The organism is Cognataquiflexum aquatile (genome assembly GCF_003316845.1).
Lineage (GTDB): Bacteria > Bacteroidota > Bacteroidia > Cytophagales > Cyclobacteriaceae > Cognataquiflexum > Cognataquiflexum aquatile.
Window position 1 is genome coordinate 414,242 of the sequence record NZ_QMIK01000004.1, and the last position, 16,517, is coordinate 430,758.

A 16,517-nucleotide genomic window follows, 5' to 3' on the forward strand; every position below is an offset into this window, starting at 1 on the left:
TTTTTGCCTTTGACCATTTAAAATTTCAATGATGAAAAACACCCTTTTCTACTTCCTGATCATTTTGTTGGTAGCACTAGTCAGTTGTGCCAAAACAGACCAAACCAACGAATTCGAAGCCGATATCATCATCTATGGCGGTACCTCGGCAGGGATTACTGCTGCGGTTCAGGCTAAGAAAATGGGCAAATCAGTGATTGTCGTTTCCCCTGATATCCATTTAGGAGGACTTTCTTCAGGAGGATTGGGATTCACAGATACCGGAGACAAATCTGTAATCGGAGGCTTGGCAAGGGAATTTTACCACAGGGTGTATATGCACTACCAAAACGACTCGGTATGGAAATGGCAAAAAAGGGAGGAATACGGAAACAAAGGACAGGGAACTCCCGCGATTGATGGCGGTGCACGGACAATGTGGATTTTTGAACCCCATGTTGCAGAGATGATTTTTGAGGATTTTGTAAGAGAAAATGAGATACAGGTTTTGCGGGACGAGTGGCTTGACAGGGAATCAGGAGTACAAAAAGAAAACTGTAAAATCATTTCCCTCAAAACCCTTTCAGGAAAAACCTTCAAAGGAAAGGTATTTATTGACGCGACTTACGAAGGGGATTTGTTGGCTTCAGCAGGGGTCAGTTATCATGTCGGCAGAGAATCCAATGCCACTTACAATGAAACTTGGAATGGTGTCCAAGTAGGAGTTTTTCAGCACAGGCATTATTTCCTACAACCGGTGAGTCCTTATATTATTCCCGGAGATTCCACTAGCGGGCTGCTTCCGGAAATATCTGATTTGCCTCCCGGCAAAAATGGGGAAGGTGATCAGAGACTACAGGCCTATAACTTCAGAATGGCACTCAGTCAGCATCCTAACAACAGGCTTCCGTTTCCAAAACCCGAAAATTACGACCCAAACAGGTATGAACTCCTTGCACGGGTTTTTGCGACAGGCTGGAATGAGACTTTTGACAAGTTTGATGATATTCCCAACCTCAAAACCGACACCAACAACCACGGTCCATTCAGCACTGATTACATTGGTAAAAATTATGCCTATCCTGAAGCCAGCTATGAAGAGCGTAAAACCATGATCCGCGAACACGAGGATTACCAAAAAGGGCTGATGTACTTCTTGGCCAATGATCCGAGGGTACCCGACTCCGTCAGAATGGAAATGTCCAAATGGGGATTGGCAAAGGATGAATTTACAGACAACGGCAATTGGCCGCATCAGATTTATGTCAGAGAGGCAAGGCGCATGATCGGGGATTATGTGATGACAGAACACGAGGTTTTGGGCAAAAGGGAAGTGCCACAATCCATCGGGATGGGTTCCTATTCTTTGGATTCGCATAATGTACAGCGTTTTGTGACTGAGGATGGACTTGTTCAGAATGAGGGGGATATCGGCGTGCATCCTGAGAATCCTTATAGCATCTCCTATGGTACGATTGTTCCCAAAAAGCGGGAATGCGAAAATCTCTTGGTTCCTATCTGTGTGTCAAGCTCCCACACCGCCTTTGGATCTATCAGAATGGAGCCTGTATTTATGATATTGGGCCAATCAGCTGCCACCGCTGCGGTAATGGCCATAGATGAAAAAACAGCAGTTCAGGAGGTGGATTATGGTAAGTTGAACCAAAAATTGAAATCCGATGGACAGGTGTTGGTGTTAGAGGAGAGATTAAAGTAAACCTGAATTTTTTGATCTTATTGTTTAATGTTGGCTTTATTCAGAATTTCATCAAAATGAAGGACATTTCAAATTAGAAAGGATTATGAAATGATCTTGTCAGCGGGATTACTGATTTATAAAGCCCCAAATTTTTGGGACATTCATTGAGATATACCCGGTGCTTTGTGTTGGTATTTCATACCAAAATCTGCCAAATCTGTAAGATTTCTCCATATTTGTATAACTCTTTGAAGGGTTAGTTCCTGTATTTTTATAGAAAATTTCCCTTCTTTTTTAAAGGTTGGCAATCCAAAAACGAAATTATATACCGAAGGATTTTTGAAATAGGGAATCTTTTCTAATTCCTTCTCAGGGTCGAGTAATTGGATGCGTATTGATGACGATGAAGAAGGGATTTTTTTGAAGGTTTTTAGAAAATTCAGTCAGTTTGGAAATCATTCATTTCATAACGGAAGGTGACTCATTTTTCGAATTAAAGAAAATGCGCTGACGTGGTTTAAAGGGGTTTTAGGGCAAGGATTGATGGTGAACTTGTCTATGTTTTTTATACTAAAACCCATAACAGATCCCGACTTAAAATGTCATTGGTCGCTTCTGTTCATTCATTTTTGAATAGAGAAAAAAAAATAGATGTAGAATGGATATTAAAAAAATCTATGGTGAAAAAAAACAGCTTATAAAAAAAGCCGACAGATTGGGAAATCTATCGGCTCGGATTGGTTTTTTGATGTAAAACATTGGGGAATGGAACCATCAAATCACCAAGCTTAATGAATAGTTCAATTCAATAAACCTTTCAATTATATGAAAAATAATCTACAGAAGATAATATATATGTTATCCAAATTCTTCCTATACGGGTTTATTGTCCAGTTGCTGGTTTTTAATTTTTGTTTTGCAACCAATGCCAACGGACAATATAAAAGCATAGACGAAGTAAGTATCAATTTCCAAAAGCAATCCTACAGTCTTGGTCAGTTTTTTAAACAGATTGAAAGCCAGACTTCCTTTAAGTTTTCTTTTGACAAAAGGGATGTTGATGCTGCTACACCGATCGTCCTTTCACAAAAAGAGGGTACAGTAGAGGAGTTCTTAAAGCAGGCTGCTGTCCAGACATCTCTTTCATTTCGCCAGATCAACAATAACATCGATGTCAGAAAGGAGAAAACTCCCCAGCCATTGGTGACCGCCGAGAGGGAGGAACTGACTGTAACCGGGACTGTCTATGACGATCTTGGATTGCCCCTCCCCGGAGTGACAATTTTACTTGAAGGAAAAGGGACAGGCACTGTCACGGATATTGATGGCAAATATTCCATCGTCGCAGAACAGGGTGATGTTTTGGTTTTTTCGTTTGTCGGATTTGTCAAACAATCGGTGGTAGTTGGTACTGCTAACATCATCAACATCAACCTTGTCCAAGACACCGATTCTTTGGATGAGTTTGTGATCATAGGTTATGGTGCCCTCCGGGAAAAAGACCTCACCTCTGCCATCACGACCATCAAATCTGACGTGATCGTCAAAACGCCGGCAGCAAATGCGATGCAATCCCTTCAGGGACGTGTGGCCGGTGTGCAGATTGTAAGCAACGGTGCACCTGGCGCAAGTCCTACAGTAAGGGTGCGGGGTGTAGGTTCATTTGAAGGAAATGCCGCTCCGCTGTATGTCGTTGACGGGATGTTTTTTGAGAACATCGATTTCCTCAATCCAAATGACATCGAAACCATTTCCGTATTGAAAGATGCTTCTGCTTCCGCGATTTATGGGGTAAGGGCTTCCAACGGGGTTGTGTTGATTGAAACAAAATCCGGTGGATACAACCAAAAAACCGAAATCGTCTACGATGGCTACTATGGGATGCAGGTTCCTCAGAACGTATTGAAAATGGCCAATACCCAGCAGTTTGTCCAATATGTGAATGAAACAGGAGCACCTGCGGACATTGCATTTGTCAACAATGCCATGCAACGTTATGGCAGGAGCAGGCTCGATCCCAATCTTCCGGATGTCAATACAGATTGGTATGCAGAGATTATGAGTCCCGCCGCAATCCAAAACCACAACCTTTCATTCAATGGAGGAAGTGAAAAAACCAGGTATTCGATAGGAGCAAGTTATTTTGACCAAAAAGGTCTCCTCAATGAAACCAGGAATGAATTCAAAAGGATCAACTTCAGGACAAAAATAGATTCTGATGTCAATGATTGGCTTACTGTGGGGACCAACTTCAACGTCAGTGTAGCGCAGCAGTTCAATGGAGACGACGGGGCATGGTTCCGCTCTTATTTTGCGGTTCCGATTATTCCGGTATATGACCCGCTCAATGCCAACGCTTCTCCATTCCAGCTTTCGAATGCGCAGCAAATCGGATACAGGGGAAATCAAAACCCTTACTATAGCTTATTGTATTCAGACAATAGGAACCAAGTCGGAAAGGTTTTGGGAAATATCTATGGAAACATAGAGATCATTCCGAGCAAGCTGTCTTTCAAATCAGCCTATAATTACAGCCTTGAAGTAATCAATACACGAAATGTCGGCTTTGATTTCAATGACGGTGTAACCGCTTTTCAATCCTCTTTAAGAAGGCAGAATTTTTCGAGATTTGACCAGATCTGGGATAACTTCTTTACCTACACCGATAATTTTGACAAACATAGTATTACGGCTGTTTTAGGCCAATCATTCAGAAGTGAATACAGTGAAATCCTCTTTGCCCGCGGTACCGGAATCACACCGATACCGGACAGAAGCAGGGAGCATTTCTGGTACCTTGACAATGCCACCAACATCGACATCAACGATGTGGGGGACGGCGGCGACAACACCATCAATTCAAGGTTGTTCTTCATGTCTTATTTTGCCAGGTTGGCTTACAACTTTGATGACCGATATTTGGTGTATGGTACTTTTAGAAGTGATGGAAACAATAAATTCCAAAACAAATGGGGAAATTTTGCCACCATCGGTGCAGGTTGGGTAGTATCGTCTGAAGAATTTTTTGATGTCAAAGGTATTGACTTCCTGAAGCTGAGGGCTTCTTGGGGACAGCTTGGAAATGATGGGATCAGGCCTTCCGTAGGCGCTCCTACATTGCAGGAAAACAATACAGCCATCAATGATGTGCTGACCATCGGCAGACGTCTCAATCCAACTTTTGACCTGATCAACCAATGGGAAACTACCGTCGAACAGAATTTTGGATTGACTTCAAGGTTCTTGGAAAACAGGCTTTCCCTGGAAATGGATTACTTTATCAGGGATACCAGAAACCTCGCTGTCAGTATCATTCCGCCTGTTTTCAGAGCTACCGAAAGAAGGTCAGTAGGTGAGATCCGAAACCAAGGAATAGAAGTAACCCTCAATTGGGAAACCAGAGTCAACCAAAACTTCTCCTATTTCATAGGCGGTAACTTTGCCACCTTGAAAAATGAGGTAAGGGGACTTGGTGGTGCAGATGGCTTGGATGGAGGGTCTGCCGAATTCCGACAGAGATCCATTATCGGCCAACCTTTTCAGGCATTTTATGGCTATCAGGTCAACGGGGTCTTCCAAAATCAGGAACAGATCAACAACAGCGGGTATACTCCTGAATTCATCGCTTCAACCAATTTGGTTCCCGGTGATTTCAATTTCAAGGACCAAAACGGTGACGGTATCATCAATGACCAGGATAGGGTTGTGTTGGGTTCATTTCTGCCAAAACTTACTTATGGTTTCAATATGGGTTTCAGCTTTAAAAACTTTGATTTTGCGGCGTTGATCCAGGGACAGTCAGGATATGACATTCTGAACAGGAAAAGGGGAGAGATCATTTTTACCAATGACACCAACCTGGATGCTGAACTGATCGAAAACTTATGGAGAGGAGAAGGTACTTCAAACAAATACCCATCCGCTGCAGGCTTAAGAAAAGGATGGAACCAGAATATGAGTGATTACTTCGTTGAAGACGGTTCTTATTTCAGGATCCAAAATGTCAGGTTGTCTTATTCTATTTTGGAAAAAGAGCTTTTTGGTTTCTTGATGCCCAATACCAGGATCACATTTACTGCCGAAAGACCGCTGACGATTTTCAATTACAACGGGTTTAATCCAGAAGTGGCCAATGGAATTGACCGTCAGGTCTATCCGATTCCGGCTATTTATACTTTGGGTCTGAATATCAAACTCTAACCGAAAACATCATGAGAACTTCAAAACATATAAAATATATACTGTCTGTGATAATGGTGTCCATGTTCACCTTTTCGTGTACAGACTTGTTGGATGAGCCACTCGAAAATCAGATCATTGCCGAAAACACAGACTATACACAGTCTGCAAATATGATTCTGATGCTGTATGGCTCTTATGCAGAATTGAATTCACTTCAATGGGAAACTTTCCCCATCATTTCCGTAAGGGGAGACGATGTCAACGCTGCGGGAGACCAGTTTCCTTTGACAGAGACAGATGCCTTCAGGTATGACAGGAATTTTTGGATGTACAATTCATCCTGGCTAAACCTTTATTCTGACCTGCTTTATTGGCATGGGGCAATGGAGGAAATCAAAAAGTTTGAGGAGGCAGGTGCCAGTGCCACTACTTCCCAGCAATACATCGCCGAGATCAAGGTGATGCGCGCTTTTGAATTGTTGCAATTGTCCAGACTTTGGGGAAATATCCTCATTCCTAGATCCTCTCAGCCAAGTGACCTGTTCAATGTAGAGCTTTCTACTTTTCAGGAAGTGATGGAACATATCTCTGCTCAAATGGATGAGGCTATCCCGCTTTTGCCGGCAGTTCATCCCAACCAACGATCCGATGTCAGGGGAGGTGTCACGAGATTTACAGCCCTTGCTGTCAAAGCCATGGCCAACTTGGAGTTGAAAGAATTCCAGACAGCGGCAGATGCTACCGGGCAGATCATCAGCAGCGGTTTATTTGCACTCGAGCCTGATTACTACCAGCTTTTCAAAATTCCCGGAAAGCTAAACAGGGAAAATGTGCTTGAGCTTCAGTATTCGGATTTTGGAACTCCGACAGGAACTTCTACCAGATACTTATGGGATTTCTTTGGACCGGCAAGCTGGACTCCGTCAAGGTCAGGAGCAGGTGGCGGATGGGGTTTTTGGGAACCTAGTCAGAAATACATCAAGTTTATGTTGGATAGAGGCGAGCGTGAAAGACTCGAGACAACTGTGCTATTTACTCCCGCAGGAATCGCGGCTTTGAAAACCGATCCGGAGTATGCGACTTTGCCAAGTTGGGTTTCCAATGTGACTCCTGACGGTGATGTGTTCAACAGTCACCCAAGGTACCTTTTCCTCAGTGGTAAGTTTTATCTTCCTTCCACTCAGCTGACACCGGGTAGATTCACTTACGGAGAAAACAAAAACCTTCCTGTAATCAGGTATTCAGAGATCTTGTTGATGCACGCAGAGGCCTTGGTCAGTGGAGCAAGCAGTTCTGCGCTCTCAGCGGACGCGGCGGTCAACCAAGTAAGGGCAAGGGTTGGATTGAATCCGATCTCAGGTGCAAACTTGGATGTGGTTTTGGATGAGAAATATGCCGAATTCGGTACAGAATGGGGTATCAGATTTTATGATCTGGTAAGACATGGACGTACTACAGAATTGAATTATGAAGGCAGAAACTTTCAGTTGAATATCCACAGATACCTGCCTTATCCCCTTGAACAGCAGGATATTTTGCCTCAGATCAAAGGAGCATCAAATCAGGGATAAAAATTTGTCAACCAAAAATCTCAAAAAATGAAGAATATAAAATTATTATTTATAGGAATGTTTTTGGTCAGCATGGGCTGCACCGAAAGTTACATCGATGAAATCGTAAGGGTCGAACCGGGCCCGGACGTGTCGGCTCCTGAGGTGAATATCAGTTTCCCTCTCGAAGGCACTTTGGTCAGGGTTGTGGAAGATGTCACACCTATCAACATCAATTTTGAAGTAATTGACGACATCGAAATAGAATCTATACAGGTAAGTTTGGATGGGACACAAATTGCTTCTTTTGATGAGTTCTTGGATTTCAGGAGGTTTGTCAAAACCCACACCTATCCCAAACTTGCCAATGGCACTCATATCTTGACCATCACCGGGAAAGATATTTCCGGGAAATCAACCACCAAAACAGTCAATTTCGAGAAAGTAGAACCTTATACCCCGGTGTATGAGGGGGAGGTTTTCTATTTGCCTTTCGACGGGGATTATACAGAATTGGTGACAATCACCAATCCAACAGTAAACGGTAATCCGGGTTTTGCAGGTGGTGTAAAAGGCTTGGCCTATTTGGGAGCTAACAATGCCAATATTGCTTTTCCAACGACCAATTTGACCAACCCTGAATTCAGTGCGGTGTTTTGGTACAAAGTAAACGGTGCTCCTGACCGTGCAGGTATCATGGTCATGGGTCCGCCGGACACCAACAATCCCAATAATATGAACAACAGGTCAGGAGGCTTCAGGTTGTTCCGGGAAAATGCCGGTGGTAAACAGAGGGTAAAACTGAATGTAGGCAACGGTTCAGGAGACAATTGGTTTGATGGAGGTCCTGCGGCCGATATCGATCCTGCAGCCGGGACATGGGCACATGTTGCATTTACCATTTCAGGCACTCAATGTGTGGTATATATCAATGGTCAGATAGCGAGTCAGGGAAATTTTTCAGGTGTGAGTTGGGCAGGATGTAACATCCTTACCATTGCATCCGGAGCGCCGAGATTCACCGAATGGGGTCACCTGTCTGACGGCAGTTTGTTTGATGAGCTACGCATATTCAACAAAGCGCTCACCCAATCTCAAATCCAAACGATTATCAATGCCGAAAAGCCATAGGCACATTATCCTTTCTATTCAAATAAATGAGGATTCCGGATTTTTGGGATCCTCATTTTTATATTCATTTCTATGAAAAAGCTTCTTCTTTTTGTTTCGGCATTATTTTTTATCAGTTGCAATGAAAATAAAACCGAGGTAACGGCATTAAATCTCGAAAAAGTAGAAATCGGTGATATCCCGATCAACCTGACAGGGGAGGTTTCGGAGAATTTGCCGGTGGACCGTCCCATCGCTTTGGGTTTTTCAGGACCATTAGACCCTTCTTCTGCTGCCAATTCGATTTCGCTTTTTGAAAAAGACCAGGCGGTAGACATTACTACCAGCTTGAATTCGGGTAATAAAAACCTGGTGATTTTCCCTGTGGGGCTTTTGAAAACAAACACAGAATATACCGTTTCCATTACTGATGGTCTCAAAGGAGCCAATCAAAGCATATTTTCCGGAAAGAACATCAAGTTCAAAACAAACGCAGGAGATTTAAAAATCATATCGCTGATTTTTGAGAATTCTGAACAAACCAAAACAGGAAGGACAGTCAATGTTCCACTGGATTTTTCTTTGACTATAGATTTTTCCGGCCCGGTCAGCCGACAATCTTTAATTTCAGCCACCAAAATTACCGGGGTATCAGTGGCCGCTCTCCAATTCGCTTTTTCCGATAATGACCAAAAAGTCAAAGTTGTAGCATCATCACCATTAACAGATCTTACGAAATATTCGATTGAGATTTCCAATGCATTGAAAGGCGTGGAAGGTCAAAGTTTTGCGGGAATAAAAAAAGAATTCTTCACCACCTTTCGCTCAGACAATGCTTTTCCTGTCATTTCTGAGGAGGAACTGCTCACCAAAGTTCAGGAACAGACATTCAGGTACTTTTGGGATTTTGGACATCCCAACAGCGGCATGGCAAGGGAAAGGAACACCTCAGGAAATCTTGTGACTTCCGGAGGAACAGGATTTGGTTTGATGGCCATTTTGGTAGGCATAGAAAGAGGATTCATCACCCGCCAACAGGGAATTGAAAGGTTTGTCAAAATCATAGATTTCCTCGGACAGGCAGACCGCTTTCATGGAGCTTGGGCGCATTGGATGGATGGGAATACCGGAAAAGTAATCCCTTTCAGTGCCAAAGACAACGGAGGGGATTTGGTGGAGACCGGATTGTTGGTACAGGGATTATTGACTGTCAAGGCCTATTTGAATCCAGGTATTCCTTCGGAAAATTCTTTGGCCGAAAAAATAGATGTGCTATGGCGTGGAGTCGAATGGAATTGGTACACCCGCGGCGGTCAGGATATTTTGTATTGGCATTGGTCACCGGAATTTGGTTGGGACATGAACCTACCCATCCGTGGATACAATGAATCCCTCATTGTCTATGTTTTGGGAGCAGCTTCGCCGACGCATCCCATTGATTTGTCAGTGTATGAAAAAGGCTGGGCAAACAACGGGGCCATGAGAAATGGAAAAATGTTTTATCAGATTCCTTTGCCACTGGGATATGATTTTGGCGGGCCTCTCTTTTTTGCCCATTATTCGTTTCTCGGATTGGATCCGAGAAACCTTTCAGACCAATATGCCAATTATTGGACCCAGAATGTAAACCATTCCCGAATCAACCAAGCCCATGCCATCAGCAATCCACTTGGTTTTGCAGGATACTCGGAGTCAAGTTGGGGATTGACGGCAAGTGATAACCATCTCGGATATAATGCCCATTCTCCGACCAATGACTTGGGGGTGATTTCGCCCACGGCAGCTTTGTCCTCTTTTCCTTACACCCCGGTCGAATCCATGAATGCTCTTCAATTTTTCTATTACAAAATGGGAGAAAAGCTTTGGGGACAATACGGATTTTATGATGCTTTCAATATTACCGAACAGTGGTACGCCGATTCGTATTTGGCCATAGACCAAGGTCCGATCATCATCATGATAGAAAATCACAGAACCGGATTGCTTTGGAATTTATTAATGAAAGACCAGGAAGTTCAGGCAGGTTTGGATAAGTTAGGTTTTACATACTAATAGTTTACCCTCATTTATTCCTTAATACCATCTTAATACTGTCTATAATTTCCGAAATTAGACCTTGATTCATAAACCGGGAACATTATAACATGGATATACGCTTCTTTGCCAGTAACCCTATATTCTTCTTCATGGGGACGGAAGACGGAAGTCGGAAGACCGATGTACCGGATATTTCAGTCTGCAGACAAAAATTTAAATAGATATCCAATCTACTGGCATAATTGGGTACATACATTCATTATAAAGACTACCCCAAATAAATATCAATATGAAAAAATTACACCAATTTTTAGTTTACACGGTATTGCTTTCATTGGTTTTGGCTTGTAACCCTTCCAAAGAAAATATGTCCTTGGAAGAATTGTATACTTACAAAGCAGATTCCATCATTTCCATCATGACTTTGGAGGAAAAAATCGGACAGCTTAATCTTCCCGCCTCAGGTGATTTTACCACAGGTTTGGCTTCGAGTTCTAACATCGCCGAAAAGATCAAAGCAGGAAGTGTAGGCGGATTGTTCAATATCAAAACCGCTGAAAAAATAAGGGCTGTCCAGAAAATTGCGGTCGAAGAAAGCCGTCTGAAAATCCCATTGATTTTTGGGATGGATGTCATCCACGGATACGAAACCCTTTTCCCGATTCCAATCGGAATGTCAAGTATTTGGGATATGGAATTGGTAGAAAAATCGGCACGTATCGCTGCCATCGAAGCAAGTGCAGATGGGATCAACTGGACTTTTTCGCCGATGACAGATATTTCCCGTGACCCAAGATGGGGAAGGGTATCTGAGGGTAGCGGCGAGGATCCTTATCTTGGCGCACAGATTGCCAAAGCCATGGTCAAAGGCTATCAGGGAGATGACCTCAGCCTGAACAATACGATTATGGCCTGTGTCAAGCACTTTGCCTTGTACGGTGCACCGGAAGCCGGAAGGGATTACAACACTGTCGATATGAGTCGCATCAGGATGTATAATGAATACTTTTTACCCTATAAAGCCGCGGTGGATGCTGGCGTTGGGTCGGTAATGACATCTTTCAATGAAATCGAAGGCGTACCTGCCTCAGCCAATAAATGGTTGATGACGGATGTCTTGAGAGACCAATGGGGTTTCAATGGTTTTGTGGTGACTGACTACACTTCTATCAATGAAATGGTAGAACATGGAATTGGTGACCTGCAAAAAGTATCAGAACTTTCACTCAAGGCAGGTGTGGACATGGACATGGTGGGTGAAGGGTTTTTGACCACGCTAAAGCAGTCTTTGGACGAAGGAAAAATCACAGAGAAACAAATAGAGGATGCCTGCCGAAGGATACTGATTGCAAAATACAAGCTTGGTTTGTTCGATGATCCATACAGGTATGCCGATCCTGAGCGTGCAAAAAAAGAGGTATTTACTGCACAAAACCGAAAAGTCGCTCGGGAGATTGCAGCCCAATCTTTTGTTTTGCTCAAAAACAAAGACAAAATTTTACCTATCCAAAAGAAAGGAACCATCGCCCTCATCGGGCCGCTTGCTGACAACAAAGAGAATATGGCAGGAACCTGGAGTGTGGCAGGAAGATTTGACCAAGCTGTTTCTTTGTCTGAAGGATTAAGGAAAGCTGTCGGAGACAAAGCAAATATCATTTATGCAAAAGGGGCCAATGTGGTGGCCGATTCTTTATTGGAATCCAGGGTCAGCATTTTTGGAAAACCAACTTACCGAGACAACCGCCCTGCCGAGGTGCTCATACAGGAAGCTTTGGCCGCTGCAAAAAAAGCAGATGTCATCGTGGCTGCATTGGGTGAATCAGCTGAGATGTCAGGCGAATCATCCAGCAGGACCGATATCCAACTTCCCGAAAATCAAAGGGATTTATTGAAGGCGTTGCTCAAAACGGGCAAGCCGGTAGTGATGGTCTTGTTTACGGGAAGGCCTTTGGCTTTGACTTGGGAAGAAGAAAATGTGCCTGCGATCTTGAATGTATGGTTTGCAGGAAGTGAGGCAGGGGATGCCATCGCCGATGTGTTGTTTGGAGATGTCAATCCATCCGGTAAACTCTCCGCTACTTTCCCCCAAAATGTCGGTCAGATTCCAATTTATTACAACCATAAGAATACCGGACGTCCGCTTTCAGAAGGACAGTGGTTCTCAAAATTCCGGTCCAATTACCTTGATGTTTCCAATGAACCGTTATATCCTTTTGGATTTGGTCTTAGCTACACCGATTTCAATTATGGTGAAATCAAATTAAGCAGAACTGCCCTCCAAGGTGACCAAATATTGACAGTAAGTGTGGAACTCACCAATTCCGGTAAGTATGATGGTAAGGAAGTAGTCCAATTGTACATCAGGGATGTCGTGGGTTCAGTGACCAGACCTGTCAAGGAATTGAAAGGTTTTCAAAAAGTGTTATTGAAATCCGGTGAAACCAAAACCATAACTTTTGAAATTACGCCTGAAGACCTCAAATTCTATAATTCTGACCTGAACTTTGTCTGGGAACCGGGTGAATTTGAAATCATGGTCGGAGGAAACTCACGGGATGTGAAGAAGGTTAAAGTGGATTGGAAGGAGTAGGTTTGAGTTTACAGTTTTCAGTGATCAGTCGCAGTTTGCAGAACCACTACCTTTGAGGTTTTTTTGAACCTCGAAGGTATTTAGGAAGAATGAAGTCACTCTCAATAAACAGTCTCAGCGGTGGGTTAGGAGTCTCAGCGAGAGGAACAATCTGATTTCCTCTTCCAAATAAAAATCGATTTAAAATCCTGCCCAATATCCGAATGGATAAAAAGGCAGGATTTTTAATTGTTTGTTTTGCACTTGTTTATCTTCAGTATTTGACGGATATTATTGCTTTACAAACCCAAAAAAACATGAAAATCCGTCTTTTTTTCTTTCTGCTCTTTTTTCAACTTTCAGTAATCTCCTTTTCCCAATCTTCCGATAAACCCAATATCCTTTGGATTTCGGTGGAGGATATCAGTCCGCTGTTGGATGTGTATGGTGACAACAGCATCAAGACACCCAATATCAGCCGATTGGCCAAGGAAGGGATTGTGTTTACCAATGCATTCGCTACAGCAGGGGTCTGTGCACCCAGTCGGAGCAGCATCATAACGGCGATGTATCCTGTGAGTATCGGAACCCATAATATGCGGACTGGGCCACATTATGCTTACCGGGAACCTGAAGCGGAAGTTTACAAAACCTACTACAACCAAAAAGACATCAATGGAAAAAACGTCCCTGAATATGCGGCTGTTCCCCCGCCATTTGTCAAAGTTTTTACCGAATACCTCCGGGCCGCAGGCTATTTCACCACCAATGCCGCCAAGACCGATTACCAATTCAACTCTCCGATGACCGCTTGGGATGAAATCGGAAGGGAGGCACATTACAAAAACCGTGCTCCAGGTCAGCCATTCTTCGCAGTTTTTAATCATGAAATCACCCACGAGTCGCGGGTTTTTGGAAAGAAATCAGATCCCATGCTTTCCAATATCCAACAGGTAAAAATCCCAGCCTATTTCCCTGATTTGCCTGTAGTGAGACAGGACGTCGGGCGTGTTTATTCCAATATCATGGAACTTGACAAGCAGGTTGGGACATTGCTGAAGGAACTCGAGGATGAAGGATTATTGGAAAAGACCATCATCTTTTTTTGGTCGGATCATGGCGGTCCTTTGCTGAGGCAAAAGCGCGCAGTCGGGAATTCAGGTCTGCGTGTCCCGTTGATCGTCCGCCTGCCAAATGGACAAATGGCCGGAACAAAAGTAGAAGACATCGTTTCACTAATGGACTTGGGACCCACAGTGATGTCATTGGCAGGAATTGAACCGCCGGAGTACATGCATGGGAAGGCTTTTTTTGGAAAATACAAAAGCAAAAACCCACACCAATATGCCTTTGGTTCTGCTGACCGTTTTGATGAAGCAGTGGACATGAGCCGCTCAGTGATAGATGGGAGATTCGTTTATATCAGGAATTTTCGTCCGGAATTGCCGCTGATTTATCGAAACGCCTACAGGGAGCAGATTGACATGACCAAGACTCTGATTGAAATGGACCAAGGCGGTGAGCTGACAGGAGGAGCGGCTTATATCTTTATGAAAACCAAGCCGCAGGAAGAATTGTATGATTTGGCCAAAGATCCCTACGAAATCCACAACCTCGCCCAATTGCCTGAATACAGGGAAAAGTTGATGGAAATGAGGACTGCTTTGAGCAAGTGGCAACTCAAGGTAAAGGATTTGGGTTTTGTGCCGGAATCTGATTTAGTCAATATGATGTGGCCGGGCATGGTACAGCCTGAGACAGCAAAGGTTGAATTTGAAAAGTCAGGAGGAAAAATGACCTTGACCTCTGCCACCGAAGGAGCAAGTATAGCCTATCAGGTGGATGATGAAATTGGAGGGAAGCGGTGGAGGTTGTACCATGAGCCTATTCCTGAAGCCAAAAACATTGCCGCAAGGGCAGTTAGAATCGGATACAAAACCTCTGAAATCAGCCATTTTAAATAAGCCAACATGAAATCGAAAATCAGTTTTCTCCTTTTGCTTTTCTCTTTAACAATGAACCTTATGGCACAGATCCCCGCTAATTATGACGAAAGCAAAGTTCCTGACCTGATCTTGCCTGATCCATTTGTCAGCCTTAAGGGAAATCCGATACTGACCGTCGAGGATTGGGAAAACATCCGGAGACCGGAGATTTTGAGGCTTTTTGAAGAAAATGTGTATGGACAGATCCCAAAAGATTTTGATGATATTTCATTTTCAGATGTGACAAAAAGTCAAAATCCTTATCCAAGTATTGCCATTCTGAAGGAGATTGATATAAAGGTTTCCCGTGGAGGAAAAACCCACACCATGCGCTTGAATGTGTTTATTCCCAAAAATGGCAAAGGACCTTTTCCTGTTTTTTTGCTGATCAATTACCAACCCCCATACGCAGATGGAAAATTAGTCGAGGAAGGGTTTTGGGCGGTAAAGGAATTGGTAGAAAAGGGATACGCGACTGCTTCCTTTCACGTGGAGACGGTGGCACCTGATGACAAAAATAGATTTTCTAAAGGGGTAATTGAAAGGCTGTATCCGGAACAATTGGGTCAAAAAGACGGTATGCGGGCATTGGGCGCTTGGGGTTGGGGAGCGATGCGGGCGATGGATTACTTCGAAAAAGAATCTTTGATCGATGCAAACCGCGCGGTTTTGGTGGGGCATTCAAGATCCGGAAAGGCAGCCCTTTGGGCAAGTGCCAATGATCCCCGATGGGCGGTGACGATCCCCAACGAATCAGGATGCGGCGGTGCGGCTTTGTCCAAGAGAAAATTTGGAGAAACAGTCCAAGTCATCAATACGGCATTTCCCCATTGGTTCAATGACAATTTCAAAGATTTTAACGGCAAAGAGGAGCTGCTGCCTGTGGACCAACATATGTTGGTTTCACTGATCGCGCCACGGGCGGTTTATTTTTCCAGTGCAAGGGAAGACAGGTGGGCAGACCCCAAAGGAGAGTACCTTTCGATCAAATTGGGAAGCAGGGTTTTTCCTTTGATTTATGGGAAAAAGGTAGGTTTTCCTTTGGACTTTGAGGAGTTGAAAGGGCCGGTTATTCAACCATTCGCAGGTTACCATATCCGTGAAGGCGAACATGATCTCACTCTGGAAGATTGGAAAAGCTATATGGATTTTGCGGAGTTGAATTTGGGGAAAAAGGAGAAGTGATTAGACCATAGTCGGTAGTCCATAGTTTGTCAGTGTCGGTCTTTGGGTCTTTAAGGGAAATATTTTGAAACTGCCGTCTGTCTTTGGGTTTAATTTAAAGATTTCTCTCTTCGTTAAAATGACAGAATTGTTTCATTATAGGATGTTCAACCCCTTCAGGGTTGGCCTGAACCAAATCGCCATAAATCCCCGGGTTGAAACCCGGGGCTATTAATGGTTCA

At 43.6% G+C, this 16,517-nt stretch carries 8 protein-coding genes; all 8 read left to right on the forward strand.

What is annotated here, in order from left to right:
- Window positions 1-28 precede the first annotated feature (28 nt).
- Window positions 29-1,696 (forward strand): FAD-dependent oxidoreductase, encoded by a 1,668-nt coding sequence (locus DQW11_RS13355; protein ID WP_198669898.1) that lies wholly within the window; start codon window positions 29-31, stop codon window positions 1,694-1,696.
- A gap of 807 nt (window positions 1,697-2,503) precedes the next feature.
- Window positions 2,504-5,878 carry a SusC/RagA family TonB-linked outer membrane protein gene (locus DQW11_RS13360; protein WP_113924568.1) on the forward strand — a complete coding sequence of 1,125 codons (3,375 nt, stop codon included), beginning with the start codon at window positions 2,504-2,506 and terminating at the stop codon, window positions 5,876-5,878.
- Window positions 5,879-5,889: 11 nt separating this feature from the next.
- Entirely contained in the window at window positions 5,890-7,431 is a 1,542-nt protein-coding gene (locus DQW11_RS13365) for a RagB/SusD family nutrient uptake outer membrane protein (RefSeq protein ID WP_113924569.1), read from the forward strand.
- 27 nt (window positions 7,432-7,458) lie between these two features.
- Window positions 7,459-8,541: a LamG-like jellyroll fold domain-containing protein gene (locus tag DQW11_RS13370; RefSeq protein WP_113924570.1), complete on the forward strand. Its 1,083-nt coding sequence runs from the start codon at window positions 7,459-7,461 to the stop codon at window positions 8,539-8,541.
- A gap of 72 nt (window positions 8,542-8,613) precedes the next feature.
- A complete protein-coding gene (locus tag DQW11_RS13375; protein ID WP_113924571.1) occupies window positions 8,614-10,572 on the forward strand; it encodes a glucoamylase family protein in 1,959 nt (652 codons plus the stop codon).
- Window positions 10,573-10,846: 274 nt separating this feature from the next.
- Window positions 10,847-13,147: a beta-glucosidase BglX gene (gene bglX / locus DQW11_RS13380; RefSeq protein ID WP_113924572.1), complete on the forward strand. Its 2,301-nt coding sequence runs from the start codon at window positions 10,847-10,849 to the stop codon at window positions 13,145-13,147.
- 296 nt (window positions 13,148-13,443) lie between these two features.
- On the forward strand, window positions 13,444-15,090 hold the full coding sequence (locus tag DQW11_RS13385) for a sulfatase family protein (protein WP_113924924.1): 1,647 nt from the start codon (window positions 13,444-13,446) through the stop codon (window positions 15,088-15,090).
- Between the two features lie 60 nt (window positions 15,091-15,150).
- Entirely contained in the window at window positions 15,151-16,296 is a 1,146-nt protein-coding gene (locus tag DQW11_RS13390) for an alpha/beta hydrolase family protein (protein WP_232826744.1), read from the forward strand.
- The last annotated feature ends 221 nt before the right edge of the window (window positions 16,297-16,517 follow it).